This is a genomic window from Microbacterium gubbeenense DSM 15944 (assembly GCF_000422745.1).
GTDB classification, from domain to species: Bacteria; Actinomycetota; Actinomycetes; order Actinomycetales; family Microbacteriaceae; genus Microbacterium; species Microbacterium gubbeenense.
On sequence record NZ_AUGQ01000005.1, the window covers coordinates 1 to 15,792 of the forward strand.

The 15,792-nt window shown below is 69.4% G+C and carries 12 protein-coding genes, 1 tRNA gene and 1 pseudogene; 4 read left to right on the top strand and 10 right to left on the bottom strand.

Annotated elements, in window-relative coordinates; all coding sequences use genetic code 11:
* The coding region (locus G510_RS0103695) for a transposase (protein ID WP_029152520.1) at nucleotides 1-181 on the bottom strand (181 nt) is incomplete at its 3' end.
* Between the two features lie 179 nt (nucleotides 182-360).
* On the opposite strand from G510_RS0103695, the pseudogene G510_RS15270 reads away from it, so the two are divergent.
* Nucleotides 361-1,540: pseudogene (locus tag G510_RS15270) on the top strand (IS3 family transposase).
* On the opposite strand, the gene G510_RS18175 reads toward G510_RS15270, so the two are convergent.
* The 5 genes from G510_RS18175 to ispG all read right to left on the bottom strand — a co-directional run bounded on the left by G510_RS18175 (nucleotide 1,537) and on the right by ispG (nucleotide 5,946).
* Nucleotides 1,537-1,746 carry a hypothetical protein gene (locus tag G510_RS18175; RefSeq protein WP_157560397.1) on the bottom strand — a complete coding sequence of 70 codons (210 nt, stop codon included), beginning with the start codon at nucleotides 1,744-1,746 and terminating at the stop codon, nucleotides 1,537-1,539. The pseudogene G510_RS15270 and the gene G510_RS18175 overlap by 4 nt on opposite strands.
* Before the next feature lie 53 nt (nucleotides 1,747-1,799).
* A tRNA-Thr gene (locus G510_RS0103710) sits at nucleotides 1,800-1,872 on the bottom strand.
* Between the two features lie 91 nt (nucleotides 1,873-1,963).
* A complete protein-coding gene (locus G510_RS0103715) occupies nucleotides 1,964-3,520 on the bottom strand; it encodes an alpha/beta hydrolase (protein WP_029152522.1) in 1,557 nt (518 codons plus the stop codon).
* Complete coding sequence (locus tag G510_RS0103720; protein WP_029152523.1) at nucleotides 3,517-4,677, bottom strand: DNA polymerase III subunit delta'; 1,161 nt, start codon at nucleotides 4,675-4,677, stop codon at nucleotides 3,517-3,519. The genes G510_RS0103715 and G510_RS0103720 overlap by 4 nt, the downstream gene beginning before the upstream one ends.
* Nucleotides 4,678-4,797: 120 nt before the next feature.
* Nucleotides 4,798-5,946: a flavodoxin-dependent (E)-4-hydroxy-3-methylbut-2-enyl-diphosphate synthase gene (ispG, locus tag G510_RS0103725; RefSeq protein WP_211219152.1), complete on the bottom strand. Its 1,149-nt coding sequence runs from the start codon at nucleotides 5,944-5,946 to the stop codon at nucleotides 4,798-4,800.
* A gap of 214 nt (nucleotides 5,947-6,160) precedes the next feature.
* Here ispG and G510_RS0103730 point away from each other — a divergent pair, with 214 nt between their 5' ends.
* The 3 genes from G510_RS0103730 (at nucleotide 6,161) to G510_RS0103740 (ending at nucleotide 10,623) form a co-directional block, all read left to right on the top strand.
* Nucleotides 6,161-8,095, top strand: a complete 1,935-nt coding sequence (locus G510_RS0103730) for a chorismate-binding protein (protein ID WP_029152525.1) — start codon at nucleotides 6,161-6,163, stop codon at nucleotides 8,093-8,095.
* Between the two features lie 82 nt (nucleotides 8,096-8,177).
* Nucleotides 8,178-9,590 (top strand): phytoene desaturase family protein, encoded by a 1,413-nt coding sequence (locus tag G510_RS0103735; RefSeq protein ID WP_029152526.1) that lies wholly within the window; start codon nucleotides 8,178-8,180, stop codon nucleotides 9,588-9,590.
* Between the two features lie 58 nt (nucleotides 9,591-9,648).
* Complete coding sequence (locus G510_RS0103740; protein WP_029152527.1) at nucleotides 9,649-10,623, top strand: alcohol dehydrogenase catalytic domain-containing protein; 975 nt, start codon at nucleotides 9,649-9,651, stop codon at nucleotides 10,621-10,623.
* 28 nt (nucleotides 10,624-10,651) lie between these two features.
* Here G510_RS0103740 and G510_RS0103745 read toward each other — a convergent pair whose 3' ends face one another.
* From G510_RS0103745 to G510_RS0103760, 4 genes are all read right to left on the bottom strand, one after another.
* Complete coding sequence (locus G510_RS0103745; protein ID WP_029152528.1) at nucleotides 10,652-11,944, bottom strand: M50 family metallopeptidase; 1,293 nt, start codon at nucleotides 11,942-11,944, stop codon at nucleotides 10,652-10,654.
* Nucleotides 11,944-13,512 (bottom strand): Mur ligase family protein, encoded by a 1,569-nt coding sequence (locus G510_RS0103750; protein ID WP_029152529.1) that lies wholly within the window; start codon nucleotides 13,510-13,512, stop codon nucleotides 11,944-11,946. Before G510_RS0103750 ends, G510_RS0103745 begins: the two co-directional genes overlap by 1 nt.
* A gap of 106 nt (nucleotides 13,513-13,618) precedes the next feature.
* Nucleotides 13,619-14,698: a 1-deoxy-D-xylulose-5-phosphate reductoisomerase gene (gene dxr, locus G510_RS0103755; RefSeq protein WP_029152530.1), complete on the bottom strand. Its 1,080-nt coding sequence runs from the start codon at nucleotides 14,696-14,698 to the stop codon at nucleotides 13,619-13,621.
* Nucleotides 14,699-14,702: 4 nt separating this feature from the next.
* Nucleotides 14,703-15,722, bottom strand: coding sequence for an FKBP-type peptidyl-prolyl cis-trans isomerase (locus G510_RS0103760; protein WP_051216299.1), 1,020 nt, complete (start codon nucleotides 15,720-15,722; stop codon nucleotides 14,703-14,705).
* Between the last annotated feature and the right edge of the window lie 70 nt (nucleotides 15,723-15,792).

Genomic DNA, 15,792 nt, shown 5'->3' on the forward strand with positions numbered 1-15,792 from the left:
TGCGCTGGGTGGCCCGGTCAGGAGAGGGCTGTCCGTACTCGGCTCCTGCGACCGCGTCGGCTTCGGCAGACAGGAGCGAATTGATGATCGTCTGCAGCAGCTGCCGCATCAGATCGGGTGACGCGTCGCCGAGCGCTTCACGCAGGACGGTGGCAGAGTCGACAATGTGAGGAGCGGTCATCGTGTGTCTTCCGTTCGAGAGGCTGTAGGAGGTTTCCTCGAAGGATCACACGGTGACCGCGTCTACGTCAGAGACGAGGCAGGCCACCGCGCGTTACACCACTATGCGGGACTCCACTGGAACGAATAGGTGACAACTGATCGTTAGCGCTGAGAGGCGCTGGCGGGGAGGATGTCATCATGCCCGGTCCTTATCCCAGAGAGTTCCGCGAGGACGTTGTCGCGGTCGCACGGCGCCGTGAGAGCGGCGTCACCATCAAACAGATCGCCACCGACTTCGGGATCAGCGAAGCGACGTTGCAGAACTGGCTCCGCCAGGCCGACGTCGAAGACGGCAACCGTCCCGGTCAGACCGCTGCGGACGCGGCTGATGCCCGCGAGTTGAAGAAGCGGATCCGGCTACTCGAGCAGGAGAACGAGGTTCTCCGGCGGGCTGCGGCGTATCTGTCGCAGGCGAACCTGAAACTCGGTGGCTCCCCAAAATGACGTACCCGCTCGTATCTGAGCTCGCCGCGGACGGCATCCCCGTCTCGGTGTCGTGCCGGGTTCTGAAGCTCGCTCGCCAGCCCTACTATCGGTGGCGCAATGACCCGATCCGCGACGCGGACGTCCTCCGCGCGTATCGGATCAACGCCCTCCACGACGCGCATGAGGACGACCCGACGTTCGGTTACCGATACCTCGCTGACGAAGCGCGGCGGGCTGGGTGGCGGATGAGCCGCCGGACGGCGTGGAAGTTGTGTTCTCAGGCTGGGATCCTCTCGTCCGCGCAGCGCCGCCGGCGCGGGAAGGCAAGAAGGCTGGCCCTCCGGTGTTCGATGACCACGTGAAGCGCGTCTTCCGCGCCGACGCACCGAACCGGGTGTGGCTGACCGACATCACCGAGCACCGCACGACGACCGAAGGCAAGCTTTACTGCTGCGCGATCAAAGACATGTTCTCCAACCGCATCGTCGGTTACTCGATCTCGGATCGGATGACCGCGAAGCTGGCCGTCGACGCCGTCCGCAACGCCGTCACTCGCCGCGGTGAGGTTGCCGGCTGCATCCTGCACGCCGATAGGGGCAGCCAGTTTCGAAGCAGGGCGATGGCTCGCGAGTTGCGACTTCACGACATGGTCGGCTCGATGGGCCGCGTCGGCGCGGCCGGCGACAACGCGGCCATGGAGAGCTTCTGGTCCCTGCTTCAAACGAACGTGCTCAATCAGCAACGGTGGACGACGCGGCAGGAGCTGCGGCTGGCGATCGTCGTGTGGATCGAGAGGAAGTATCACCGCCAGCGAGCCCAGGACGCCCTCGGCGGCTTGACGCCCATCGAGTTCGAAGCGAAACTAACCGAGCCGCTCACGCTCGCGGCCTAAACCGAACCTGTCACCAGTTCGTTCCTCACGCCCAAGTTGTTTTCGCTGTCCATGAAGGGCACATGCACGGCGACAAAGTTATTTTCGTCGTTGACCGCGAACGAGTGCGAAATTGAGGCCAGTTCTGGCTGCTCTGACGACATAAATCGCCCCAATATCGCCCCATTTACCGCGGACTCACCACTGCCAACGTTGTCCTCAGACATAGCAAAAGCCCCGCATTCCCTTGGTAGTCAAGGAATCGCGGGGCTTCTTGCAGAGCCACCTGTCGGAATCGAACCGACGACCTATTCATTACGAGTGAATCGCTCTACCGACTGAGCTAAGGTGGCGTTTCCGTGCCGACCGTGCGGCACGAGAAGCTATATTACCTGGTCGATCCGGCGCGCGCGAATCGGGCTGACGCCCCGGGCGCGCCGAGAATCACCCCGGCTGACACGTGAGCCCGGCCTCCGGCATCTCGCCGTCGATCAGGTAGCTCTCGACCGCCTCGTCGACGCAGGAGCTGCCCGCGCCGTAGGCTGTATGGCCCTCCCCCTCGTACGTGATGAGCGTCGCATCGTCGAGCTGTTCGGCGAGCGATTCGGCCCATGCGAAGGGCGTTGCCGGATCTCCCGTCGTTCCCACGACGACGATCGGCGCCGCGCCCGTCGCCGAGATCTTCTCGCGCTCGCCCGAGGGCGGGTACGGCCAGAACTCGCACACGTCGGCACCCATCATGTACTTCCAGGTGACGGGCGCCTTCTCCTCGAGCTCTGCCTCGTCTTCGCCCGAGAGCTCCTCGGACTCCGACGGATAGTCCATGCAGTTGTACGCGTTGAAGGCCTCGGTCGAGTTCGACAGGTATTGCCCGCCCTGACGCTCGTTGTAGAAATCGGCGAGGAAGAGGGCCGAGGTCGGATCGCCTGCGAGCGCACCCGCGAACGCCTCCGTGAGGTACGGCCAGTTCTCCTCGCTGTACAGCGCGAAGATGACGGCCGTCATCATCGCGTCGCCGCCGAGCTCTCGCCCGTCCTGGCCCACGAGGGGCCGGCGATCGAGCGAGGCGAGCAGCTGCGATACCTCGCCGAGCGCCTGGTCGACCGAGCCGCGGAACGGGCACCCGGATCCGTCGAGGCACGCGTCGATGTAGGTGTGGAGCGACTGTTCGAACGCGATGACCTGCCTCATGCCGACCTCGGTTCCACTGACGGAAGGGTCGAGTGCTCCGTCGAGCACGAGGCGTCCGGTGTTCTCCGGGAACTGATCGGCGTAGGTCGCGCCGAGGAAGGTGCCGTACGAGAAGCCCAGGTAGTTGAGCTTCTCGTCGCCCAGCACCGCGCGGATGAGATCCATGTCGCGCGCCGCCTGGTCCGTCGTGATGAACTCGAGCAGCTCGCCCGAGTTCTCGGCGCACGCATCGGCGAACGTCTCGGCCTGCTCATCGAGCGCCTGCTCGCGCTCGTCCGAGCCTCTCTCCCCGTCGGGCACGCTGTACAGGTAGTCGTCCATGCCCGCCGTATCGAGGCACGTCACCGGTGTCGATCGCGCAACCCCGCGCGGGTCGAACCCGACGACGTCGAAGGCGTCGAGCAGGTCTTCGCCGATTCCGCCGTACTCGAGCGACTGCTGAAGGTAGTCGATGCCCGAGGCGCCCGGGCCGCCCGGGTTCACGAGCAGCGAGCCCTGCGGATCGGTCGGCCGATCCGCGGGCCGCGAGATCTCGAGCTCGATGTCGCCGGCCTGCGGCTCGTTCCAATCGAGCGGTGCCGTGATCGTCGCGCACTCGACCTCGACCTCGGTCATCGGATCGTCGCAGGCCCCCCACTCGGGCGGCTGATCGTAGAACTCGAGCAGCTCGTCGGCAATGCCGTCGGTGACCGGCGGCTTGTCGGTCGCTGTGTCGATGCGGAAGGGGTTCGCGCAGGCGACCGCGGATCCTCCGAGGACGGCGATGGCGCCGAGCGCGATCGCACGGCGGATGCGGGTTCTGACGGTCACGGCTTCCTTCCGGTGATGACGGTGATGAGCAGGCTCTCGAGCGCGAGCGCCGGCTGCACGTTGCGGTCGAGCGCGTCGCGCGTCTCGGACAGGTGCTCGAGCACGGTGAGGGTGTGCGCAGCAGATTTCGCCTCGGCGACGCGGCGCATGTCGTCGATGTACTCGACGTTGATGATGCCGGTCTCGCGCCCCAGCTGCAGCATGACGATGTCGCGGTAGAGCGACTGCAGGTCGGTGAGCACGCGGTCGAGGCCGTCGCGCACGCTGCGCTTCGCGCGCTGCTCCTGCTCCTTCTTCAGCGCGGTCAACTGCGAGCGCACGACGGGCGGCAGTTTCGCCCCGTCGGCCAACCCCACCGAACGCATGAACGCCGCTTGTTCGGCCTCGTCGCGCTCGGCCGTGAGCGCCTTCGCGTCGTCGTTCGCGACCTGCACGATGCGGCTGGCCACATCGACGACCCCGCCCACGCCGCGCAATCTCAACACGTCGCGCATCGTCTCGTCGCGCCTCTCGCGCGCGGCATCGTTCGTCACGAGCCGCTGCGCCATGCCGATGTGGCGCTGTGCATGCCGGGCCGACTGCTCCGCGATCGCCGGATCTGCCCCCGTGCGCTCGACCAGCAACCGCGCGACGTCGCCGGTCTCGAGCTCGCGCAGCCGCAGCGTGCGCACGCGGGATCGGATCGTCGGCAGCAGGTCGGCCTCGCTCGGCGCACACAGCACCCACACGGTGCGCTCGGGCGGCTCCTCGAGCGCCTTCAGCAGCACGTTCGACGTGCGCTCGGGCATGCGATCGGCGTCCTCGACGATGATCACGCGGTAGCGCCCGAGGCTCGGCGCGTAGTACGACCGGGCGGCGAGCTCGCGCGCGGCCTTGATCGCGATGACGGTGCCCTCGGTCTTCAGAATCGTGAGATCAGGGTGCGTGCCCGCGAGCACCTGCTTCATCGTCGCGACGTCGTGCTCGCCCTCGGCGATGAGCGCCGCCGCGAACGCCGTCGCGAGCGTCGAGCGCCCCGATCCGGGTGGGCCCGTGATGAGCCAGCCGTGCGTCAGCTTCGACGGGTCGGACGCCGCCTGGCGCAGCGCGTCGACGGCCGCCTCCTGCCCGAGCGCGTCTCCCCAGGGAACAGCGGGTGCGATGCTCGTGCCGGTCATGGATCCAGCCTACGGGGAACCACTGACACTCTTCCCCAGGCGGTACTGCGGCGAGCGGCGCGCTGGATCTCGAGTCGTCGACCACGGTTCTCGCGGCGCACGTCGAACCGCTCGAGGAGTTCAGGCTGTGACGACCTGCGCCGTGCCGGTGCGTGCGTCGGGGCCCATCTCGTCCGCGATGCGGTTCGCCTCGTCGATGAGCGTCTGCACGATCTCGTCTTCAGGGACCGTCTTGATGACCTCGCCCTTGACGAAGATCTGCCCCTTGCCGTTGCCGCTGGCCACGCCGAGGTCGGCATCGCGCGCCTCGCCCGGTCCGTTGACCACGCATCCCATGACGGCGACGCGCAGCGGAACCGTCATGTCCTTGAGCCCCTCCGTGACGTTCTCGGCGAGCGAGTAGACGTCGACCTGTGCGCGGCCGCACGACGGGCAGGAGACGATCTCGAGCGTGCGCTCGCGCAGGTTCAGCGACTGCAGGATCTGGTGGCCGACCTTGACCTCTTCGGCCGGCGGCGCCGACAGCGACACCCGAATGGTGTCTCCGATGCCCTCGCCGAGCAGGATGCCGAACGCGGTGGCCGATTTGATCGTGCCCTGGAACGAGGGGCCCGCCTCGGTCACGCCGAGGTGCAGCGGCCAGTCGCCGCGCTCGGCGAGCAGCCGGTACGCCTGAACCATCACGACGGGGTCATTGTGCTTCACCGAGATCTTGAAGTCGTGGAAGTCGTGCTCTTCGAACAGCGATGCTTCCCACACGGCCGACTCGGCGAGCGCCTCGGGCGTCGCCTTGCCGTACTTCTCGAGCAGCCGCCGGTCGAGGGATCCGGCGTTCACGCCGATACGCAGCGAGGTGCCGGCATCCTTCGCGGCCTTCGCGATCGCGCCGACCTGGTCGTCGAACTTGCGGATGTTGCCCGGGTTCACGCGCACCGCACCGCACCCGGCATCGATCGCCGCGAAAACGTACTTCGGCTGGAAGTGGATGTCGGCGATGACCGGGATCTGGCTCTTCATCGCGATGATCTTGAGCGCCTCGGCGTCCTTATCCGTCGGGCACGCGACGCGGACGATCTCGCAGCCGGACGCCGTCAGCTCGGCGATCTGCTGCAGCGTCGCATTGATGTCGTATGTCTTCGTCGTGGTCATCGACTGCACGCTGACGGGCGCGTCGCCACCGACCTTCACCTTGCCGACGTTGATCTGACGCGACTTGCGACGCGGGGCGAGAGTCTTGGCGCTGGGCATACCGAGGTTCACTGCTGGCACACCGATAGCCTACGCCGCGGCGGCGGGGATGCGCCGTAGTTGCAGGGATCCTCAGGGAGTGTGTAGCGTCTGTGGTGTGTTCGCGATGATCTCCTGGTGGCGCGCCTCATAGGCGGCCGACCTTTCGTGAACCCGATTTCCGACGACCGCCCCTCCCGAGGCGGTCGTTTCGCGTATGCGGGGCCTTCGCCCGATCTTCAAGAAGTGAGAACTCATGGCCGCCAGCCCCGCTGACCTCATCACCTCGCTCGCCGCGGACCCGACGCGATCCTTCGCACTGATCGCGCGCGACGGCGCGGAGACCGTCGAGGTGCTCACGGGTCCGATCGTCGACGTCGACCTGCTCGCCGACATCCCGCTGACCGCCGCCGACGGATCCCCGCAGGAGGTCCTCGCGATGGTGCCGTACCGGCAGGTTGTCGAGCGCGGGTTCGTCGCGCACGACGACGGCGCCCCCCTGCGCTGCCTGATCGTCGACGAGCGCGTGCGGATCCCCTCGGGCGATGTCCTCGCGACCCTCCCCTCCGAGGATGTGCCGCTCGCGGATGCCGGCTTCGACATCGACGACGCGCGCTACGCGGAGATCGTGCGCACCGTGATCCGCGATGAGATCGGCCGCGGCGAGGGCGCGAACTTCGTCATCCGCCGCGACTACCGCGCGACGGTCGACGCGGATCCGCGCATCGCCGCCCTGACCTGGTTCCGCGCGCTGCTCGAGCACGAGCGCGGCGCGTACTGGACGTTCGCGATCGTCACGCCCGACCACGTCGCGGTCGGCGCGAGCCCCGAGGCGCACGTCACAGCCACCAGCGACGGATCCGAATCGCGCGTCGTCGAGATGAATCCGATCTCGGGGACCTTCCGGCACCCGGCGGGGGGCGCGACCGCGGAGACGCTCGCGGCGTTCCTGCGCGACACGAAGGAGACGGAGGAGCTCTTCATGGTCGTCGATGAGGAGCTCAAGATGATGAGCGCGGTGTGCAGCGACGGCGGGCGCATCACCGGCCCGCACCTCAAGGAGATGTCGCGCCTGACGCACACCGAGTACGTGCTCCGCGGGCGTTCGCAGATGGATCCGCGCGACATCCTGCGCGAGACGATGTTCGCGCCCACGGTCACCGGATCCCCCATGCAGAACGCGTGCAGCGTGATCCGTCGCCATGAGACGGCGCCGCGCGGCTATTACTCCGGGGTGGCGGCACTGTTCACGCCGACCGGGCGCGGCCACGACCTCGACGCGCCGATCCTCATCCGCACCGCGTACATCGAAGAGGGCCGGCTGCGCGTGCCGGCGGGCGCGACGCTCGTGCGCCACAGCGACCCGTACAGCGAGGTCGCCGAGACGCACGGCAAGGCCGCGGGCGTGCTCAGCGCGATCGGCGCGATCCCGCGGGCGATGACCTCCGTCGCCGGCGTCGACGAGGACGACCCCGGATCCGCGCCGCGGCGGCTGTCCGAGGATCCGGCGATCGCGGAGCTGCTCGCCTCGCGCAACTCGCGGCTCGCGCCGTTCTGGATGGAGGAGCAGTCCGGGCCCTCATCCGCGCCCTTCACCGGGCGCCGCGCGCTCGTGGTCGACGCTGAGGACCGCTTCACGACGATGCTCGCGCACCAGCTGCGACACCTCGGCCTCGAGGTCGACATCGTCAATTGGTCGGACGCGGATGCCTCGGCCATCGACGCCGCGGACCTCGTGGTCGCGGGCCCCGGCCCCGGCGATCCGCGGTCGGAGTACAACGAGCGCGTGGCGCGGCTGAAGCACATCGTCGCGAGCCGGCTCTCGTCGCACCGGCCGCTGCTCGCCGTGTGCCTCAGCCACCAGGTGCTCGCGCACCACCTCGGCCTGACGCTCGCGCCGCTGTCGGCGCCCCACCAGGGGCTCCAGCTGACGGTCGACGTGTTCGGAGAGGACGCGGCGATCGGGTTCTACAACACCTTCACCGCCCGCGTGATGCCGGGCGTGACGGCGCTGACACCCAGCGCGACGCGGACCGAGGCGGGCGAGGTCGAGGTCGCGGCCTCCGAGACCGGCGACGTGTACGCGCTTCGCGGATCCGGTTTCGCGAGCGTGCAGGGCCACCTCGAATCGATCCTGTCGCGCGATGGCCTCCACACCCTCGAGCGCCTGATCAACCATGCGCTGGCATAGCAACCGTGTCCCACTTGGTGCGGCTCGGCCCGCCCCAAGCCCGCACCAGCTGGGACATGGTGGGCGACGCTAGGCTGAGCATATGAGCTCCTACGACGTCGACGCCGTCATCGTGGGGTCCGGCCCGAACGGGCTCGTCGCCGCCGTCACCCTCGCCGAGGCGGGCTGGCGCGTCGTCGTCTACGAGGCGCAGGACACCCCCGGCGGCGGCCTGCGCACCGAGGAGACCACCCTCCCCGGGTTCCTGCACGACATCTGCGCGTCGAACCACCCGATGGCGATGGCGAGCCCGGCATTCCGCGAGCTCGGCCTCGAACGTGAGGGTCTCGCCTTCGCGCAGAACGACGTGCCGCTCGCGCACCCGATCCGTCCCGGCGAGTCGGCGATCCTCCGCCGTAGCGCCGCTGAGACGGCCGCCGGCTTCGGCGCGGACGAGAAGCTCTGGCGCACCGTGATGGGCACCTTCGGATCGCGCTGGCGGCAGCTCGGCCGCGCGATCGGCAACCCCCTGCGCCCGACGCCCGATCTCATCGCCCTGGGCGCCGCGAGCGTGTGGCCGACGCCCTGGATCCTCTCCCTCCTGCGCGACGAGCGCTCGCGCGCCGTGCTCTCGGGCCTCGCCGCGCACGCCATCATCGACCTCCGGCAGCCGGCGAGCGCCCTCGTCGGCGTCGCGCTCGGCGCGTTCGCCCACGGCGTGGGATGGCCCGTCGCCGTCGGGGGCACGAGGTCGATCGCCGACGCGCTGATCGCGCGCCTCGGCTCGCTCGGCGGCGAAATCATCACGGGCACGCGCGTCTCACGCATCGAAGAGCTGCCCCGCGCACGCGCAGTCCTGCTCGATACCTCGCCGAAGGACGCCCTGCGGATCGCGGGGCACCGCTTCGCATCGCCCTACGCGAATGCGCTGCACAAGGTGCGATACGGATCGGCCGCGTACAAGGTCGACTGGGCACTCGAGGGCGCCGTACCGTGGCAGGATCCGTCGCTCGAGGAAGCCGGTTACCTGCACCTGGGCGGCACCGCGGAGCAGGTCATCGCCGCCGAGCGCGACGTCGCCCAGGGCCGCATGCCCGACGAGCCGTTCCTGCTGCTGTCGCAGGCGTCGCTGCTCGATCCGTCGCGCTCGCCCCAAGGCAAGACCGCGTTCGGCGGATACGCGCACGTGCCCTTCGGTTTCGACGGCGACATCACCGACGCGATCGAGGCGCGGATCGAGAAGTTCGCCCCCGGGTTCCGTGAGCGGATCCTCGCGCGGCACGTCATGGATCCGCGGGCGATGGAGGCGCACAACGCGAATCTCATCGGCGGCGCGATCGACGGCGGCATGCCCGACTTCCGCCAGCTGATCGCGCGCCCGCGGCTGAGCCTCAACCCGGCAGAGACCTCGGATCCGGGCATCTTCCTGTGCTCCGCGTCGACGGTCCCGGGCCCCGGCGTGACCGGCATGCCCGGGCGTCTCGCCGCGCAGCTCGCCCTCAAGCGCCTCGGCTGACGCGGCGCCGTCGCGATCGAGCGGGAATACTCCGCGCCTCTGCGCGCTGTACTGGATCATGCGCGCATTGATTCATCGGCAGTTCGGCAGTCCGGCACACGAGCTGCACGTCGAAGAGGTGCCGGATCCCGTCGCCGGACCCGGTGAGGTCGTCGTGCGGATGACCGCCTCAGCGATCCACAACCACGACCTGCTCACGGTTTCGGGAGACTACGGCTTCACACCATCGCTGCCGGCACGCGCGGGCACCGAGGCCACGGGCGTCGTCGAGTCGCTCGGTGAGGGCGTCACGAACCTCGCCGTCGGGCAGCGGGTGGCCGGAGGGGCCTTCGGGGCCTGGTCAGAGAAGTTCGTCGCTCGCGCCGCTGGCCTTGTTCCGGTACCCGATGTCCTCGACGACGACACGGCGGCGCAGCTCGTGTCGATGCCCGCCAGCGCACTTGCGCTGCTCAATGCGATCGGCGCATCCGAGGGCGAGTGGATCGCACAGAACGCCGCCGGAGGAACCGTCGGGCGCCTTGTGGCTCAGTTCGCGCAGAGCCGCGGCGTGAACGTCGTCGGACTCGTGCGTCGGCGCGACGGCATCGCCGAGCTGGCCGACGCCGGAATCGGGCGCATCGCCGCAACGAACGAAGACGGCTGGCGCGAGCGCGTCGCCGAGATCACGGGTGGTGCGGCGATCGTCCACGGCGTCGATTCGGTCGGCGGACCGGCGACCGGCGACATGCTGAGCATCCTCGCGGACGGTGCGCACCTCACGCTTTTCGGCGGAATGGGGTCCTGGCAGTTCGAGGGCTCGATGAACGACATCATCTTCCGCGGCATCACGATCGACGGGTTCTGGGGCAGCAAGGTTCTTCCGGCTCTCACACCCGACGAGCGCACGGCCTTGTTCGGCGAGGTCATCGCGAAGGCGGTCTCCGGCGACATCACGCTCGCGGTCGAGCAACGGTTCGCGCTCGCCGGCATCGCCGCAGCGGTCGAATCGCACGACCGACGGGGACGAACCGGCAAGGTGCTCCTGACGCCCTGACCCGGTCGGAAGCCCCGCGTGCCGAGCGTCACTGTCCGAAGAGATCCACGGGGTTGAAGATGTCGGCCGCGAACAGCAGCGCGCCCATGCCGATCATCAGCACCACGACCACGAGCGTCACGGGCACGAGCCGCGTCGCGTCCGCCGGCTTCGGATCCGCCCGTCCCGTCAGCTTCGCGAACAGGCGCTTGATGCCGTCCCACAGCGCAACCGCGACGTGCCCGCCGTCGAGCGGCAGCAGCGGGATGAGGTTGAACATCATGAGCGCGATGTTCACGGCGCCGAGGATGTTCAGCAGGAACGCCGCCCGATCGATGACCGGCGCCTCGGTCGCCGCGACCTCGCCCGCGATGCGGCCGACGCCGATCACGCTGATCGGGCCGTCGGGGTCGCGCTCCTGGCCGGTGACCAGGTCGACCGCGATGTCGTAGAGCTTCACGGGCAGCTGCACGATGACCTCGCCGACCGCGACGATGTTGTCGCCCGCCTGCTGCGCGCCGGCCCACAGCGGCTGCTTCACGCGCTCGGACGTCGGGCTGAACCCGACGAAGCCGACCTCGCCCGTGACGAGCTCGCCGTCGGCGTTCGTGTACTCGTTCTCCGCGAGGATCGGCGTGATCTCGAGCGTCTTGGCGGATCCGTCGCGCACGATATCGACGCGGATCGTCTCATCCGCGTGGTCGCGAATGATCGCCGAGGCCTCGTCGAATGTCGACACCGCGGTGCCGTCGACCGCCGTGATCGTGTCGCCCGGCTTCAGCCCGGCGTCCGCGGCGGGCGTCGGCTCATCCCCCGGCTCGCACGCCGTGCGCTCGGTTCCGGCCGGCACGACGCACTCCGACACCGTCGCGACGGTCGTCGTCGACGACATCACGCCGATCCCGCTCAGCAGGCCGGAGAAGATCGCGACGGCGAGCAGCAGGTTCATGAACGGGCCGCCGAGCATCACCACCACGCGCCTCCACGTCGCGCGCCGATACAGCGTGCGGTCGCCCGCCTCGGAGATCGTCTCGTCGTTCTGCTCGCGCGCGTCCTGCACGAGCGTCGACCAGACGCGCTTCTTCCGGCCGTCGACCTCGGGGCTCGGAGGGTACATGCCCGCGATCGAGATGAATCCGCCGAGCGGCAGCGCCTTGAATCCGTACTCGGTCTCGCCGATCTTCTTCGACCAGAGCGTGGGTCCGAACCCGATCATGTACTGCCCCACGCGCACGCCGAACGCCTTCGCGGGGATGATGTGGCCGAGCTCGTGCAGCGCGATCGACACGCCGAGGCCGACGAGCATGAACAGCACGCCGGCGATGAACAGCAGAACGGTCATCAGTCGCCGTACGGGTTCGGCCAGACCCGATCGGGGGCGTCCCAACCGGCGTCGATGAGTGCCCGGCGCGCGAGCTCGCGCGCGGAGTAGCCCCACTGCGTGCCCTCGATGTCGCGGTAGTTCTGGTGGCCGGGCCCGCACCACACGATCGCGTCGCCCTCGCCGACGAGCGAGACGGCCGTGACGATCGCGGCCTCGGGCGGCGAGACCTCGTGCAGCTCGTGATCCGGATCCACATCGCGCGCGGCCTCGACGAGCGTGCGGCGGATCGACGCGGCGTCCTCGAAGCGCGGGTGGTGATCGGTGATGACCGTGATGTCGCTGCCCTCGAGCGCCGTGCGCGACATGTCGTACCGCTTGGTCGTGTCGCGGTCGCCGTCGGCGCCGAACAGCATCACTACGCGCCCCGGCGTCACGCGGCGGACGGCCGCGAGCGTCTTCACGAACGCGTCGGGCGTGTGTCCGAAGTCGACGTACACGGCCGGCCCAACGGATCCGGAGACCAGCTGGGTGCGCCCGGGCACCCACGCACGGATCCCGTCAGCGAGCGCCGCGCGGATGCGGTCCCAGTCGTATCCCGCCTCGCACATCATCACGATACCGAGGCCCGCATTGGCGGCCATGTGCGCGCCGATCACGGGAACGGTCGTCGACAGCACACGGCCGTCGGGCCCTGTCAGCCGGAACCCGGTGCCGCTCTGTGCCTCGCTCGTGACCTCGACCTTCCAGTCGGCGCGCGCGTAGGCATCCAGGGTGGCGATGCCGAGGGTCGCGATCGTCGTCACGGGGATATCGGCCTCCGCCGCGATGCGCTCCCCGGGCGTCGAATCGAGCGAGATCACCGCGCGCTTGCTGCGATCGGACCGGAACAGCGGGGCCTTCGCCTGGTAGTAGGTCTCCATGTCGCCGTAGTCGTCGAAGTGCTCGTGCGTGAGGTTCGTGAACCCCATGACGTCCCAGATCACGCCCTCGACGCGGCGGCGCGTGACCGCCTGCGCGCTCACCTCGACCGCGAAGGCCTCGACCTCGCGCTCGCGCATGCGGGCGATGAGCGCGTGCAGCTCGCTCGGCTCGGGGCTCGTGAGCCCCGCCACGACCCGCTCGCCCGCGACGACGCGCTCCGCGGACGTCGATGCCCCCGCGACGACGCCGATCTGAGTGAGCATGCCCTCGAGGAGGTGCGTGACGCTCGTCTTGCCGTTCGTGCCGGTCGTGGCGAGCAGCAGTGGGATGTCGTCGTCCGGCCCCGTGCGGTAGACGGCCATCGCGGCGTCGCTCAGCACGCCGCGCGGGTCGTCGACGACGAGCGTCGGCAGCCCGGATCCCCTCGCGATCTCGGCGCCCTCGGCATCCGTGAGGATCGCGGACGCGCCGTTCTCGGCGGCCGTCTCGGCGAACTCGGCGCCGTGGCGGTTCAGCCCCCGGATCGCCACGAAGACGTCTCCGGGTGCGAGGTCGTTCGACGAGACGGTGATGCCGGTCACCTCCGCGTCGGAGGAGCAGGTGCCGCCGATGCGTGCGGCGAGGTCGATCAGGCGGCTGGGGGTGGGCCGCTCGGGGCGCGGCATCACGGGTGGTGTGCGGCGGATGCGAGGGGTATCGATCACGCTGACCATGCTCTCACGCGCGCGTGCGGGAACCGCTGAAAGAATCGGCCGCCCGCGATGCCGAATATCAGCCCGCGATGAGCTGATCGGCCGTCGCCCTCGCCCATGCTTCGGCGTCGGCCAGGCTCTCGAGGGTGAGGTCGGTCGGGGCGTCGTGGCGGTCCACGACGGCCTCGATCGTCTCGACGATTCCGAGGAACGACAGCCGGCCCTCGTGGAACGCGTCCACGGCCTGCTCGTTGGCCGCGTTGAACACGGCCGGGTACGTGGCGCCGGCGGCCCCCACGCACTTCGCCAGCTGCACGGCGGGGAAGGCCGCGTCGTCGAGGGGCTCGAACGTCCAGGCCGCGGCGGTGGTCCAGTCGATCGGCGCGCCGACGCCGGCGACCCGTCGCGGCCACGCCATGCCGAGCGCGATCGGCAGCCGCATGTCGGGCGGCGACGCCTGCGCGATCGTGGATCCGTCGATGAACTCCACCATCGAGTGCACGATCGACTGCGGGTGCACGGCGACGTCGATGCGGTCGAGCGGCACGTCGAACAGCAGGTGCGCCTCGATGACCTCGAGGCCCTTGTTCACGAGCGTGGCCGAGTTGGTCGTCACGACGCGGCCCATGTCCCACGTCGGGTGGTTGAGCGCCTGTGCGGGGGTCACGTCGACGAGCTCCTGGCGGCTGCGGCCGCGGAATGGACCGCCGGAGGCCGTGACGACGAGGCGCCGCACCTCGTCGACGGATCCGGAGCGGAGCGCCTGCGCGATCGCGGAGTGCTCCGAATCGACCGGGACGATCTGGCCGGGAGAAGCGAGCTTCTTCACGAGCGGGCCGCCGACGATGAGCGATTCCTTGTTCGCGAGCGCCAGCGTGCGCCGCGCCTCGAGCGCCGCGATCGTCGGGCCGAGCCCGACGGATCCGGTGATGCCGTTGAGCACCACGTCGGCGTCGACGTCGCGCACGAGCTGCGCGGCCTCGTCGGAGCCGAGGGCGGTGTGTTCGGTGCCGAACTCGGCGGCCTGCTCGGCGAGCAGCGCCGTCTGCGACCCGGCGGTGAGGCCCGCGACCTCGAACAGATCAGGGTTGTTCCGGATGACGTCGAGCGCCTGGGTGCCGATGGATCCGGTCGAGCCGAGGACGATCACGCGGCGCACGGCGCTACTCCGCGGTGTGCATGGCGCCGAGGATGTCGACGACGAAGATCAGGTCTTCTTCCTGCAGCTCGTGCCCCTCCGTCGGGCCGTAGCCCTCGGCCCTCGGGATGACGGCGATCACCTGCGAGCCGACCTTCTGGCCGATCATCGCCTTCGCGAAGCCCTCGACCACGCCGCCCGGGCCGGCGGTCGCGGGGAGCGCCGTCGGGGTGCCGCGCGACCAGCTGGAGTCGAACTCCTCGCCGTTGGACGCCTTCACGCCCTTGTACTGCAGGAAGACGCTGTCGCCGTCTTCGACCGTTGCGCCGTCGCCCGCGATGAGGGTCGTGACCTCGGTCTCCTCCGGCACCTCGAGGTCATCGGGAATCGTGATGGTCGGCTCGCCGTCCTCGGCGCGCTCGACGGCCGGGAGGCCCGCGGGCTCGTCCTCGGCCTCGCCCCAGGCCTTCGTCTCGGCGCGCGCGAGGAAGTCGAGCACGTAGACCTGCGACGACATCGTCGTGCCGTCCTGCGCGGTCTGCCCCGGGAAGGTGAAGGCGACGCGGGTGCCGGGCGTCGCGCAGCCGAGCGCCATGCCGAAGATGTTGTTCGCCTGCACGCCGGCGGGGAGCGCCGTCTGGTCGTCGTACCCCTCCGAGCCCACGTACTCGCCGGTCTCGGCGTCGTACACGGTCGCGGCGTAGGTGATGTACTCGCCCACCTCGAGCTTGTCGCCCGATCCCTCGGTGAGGACTTTGCGCTCGATCTCGGTGAGCTCCAGAGGGGCGTCGAAGGAGACCTCCGCCTCCTCGCCGAACTCGCCGGAGACCTTCACCGCGTCGATGTCGTCGCCGCCGGGCGCGGCCGAGTCGCACAGGTCGGCAGGCGCCTCGGTCGCATCGGCGCTGGGATCCGCGTCGGCCGTCGGCTCGGCGTCGCCGGCACACCCCGCGAGCACGAGCATGGACAGGGCGGCGGCGGAAAGGGCCGCGATGGAGCGATGACGCACGGTGATGACCTCGTTTTCGTGGGCGTACGCGCCCATCCTGCCGCATGTCGACTATGGATGGGCTGATCCCACACCCGGTGGACGGATTCCCGAGTCGGCATGTACG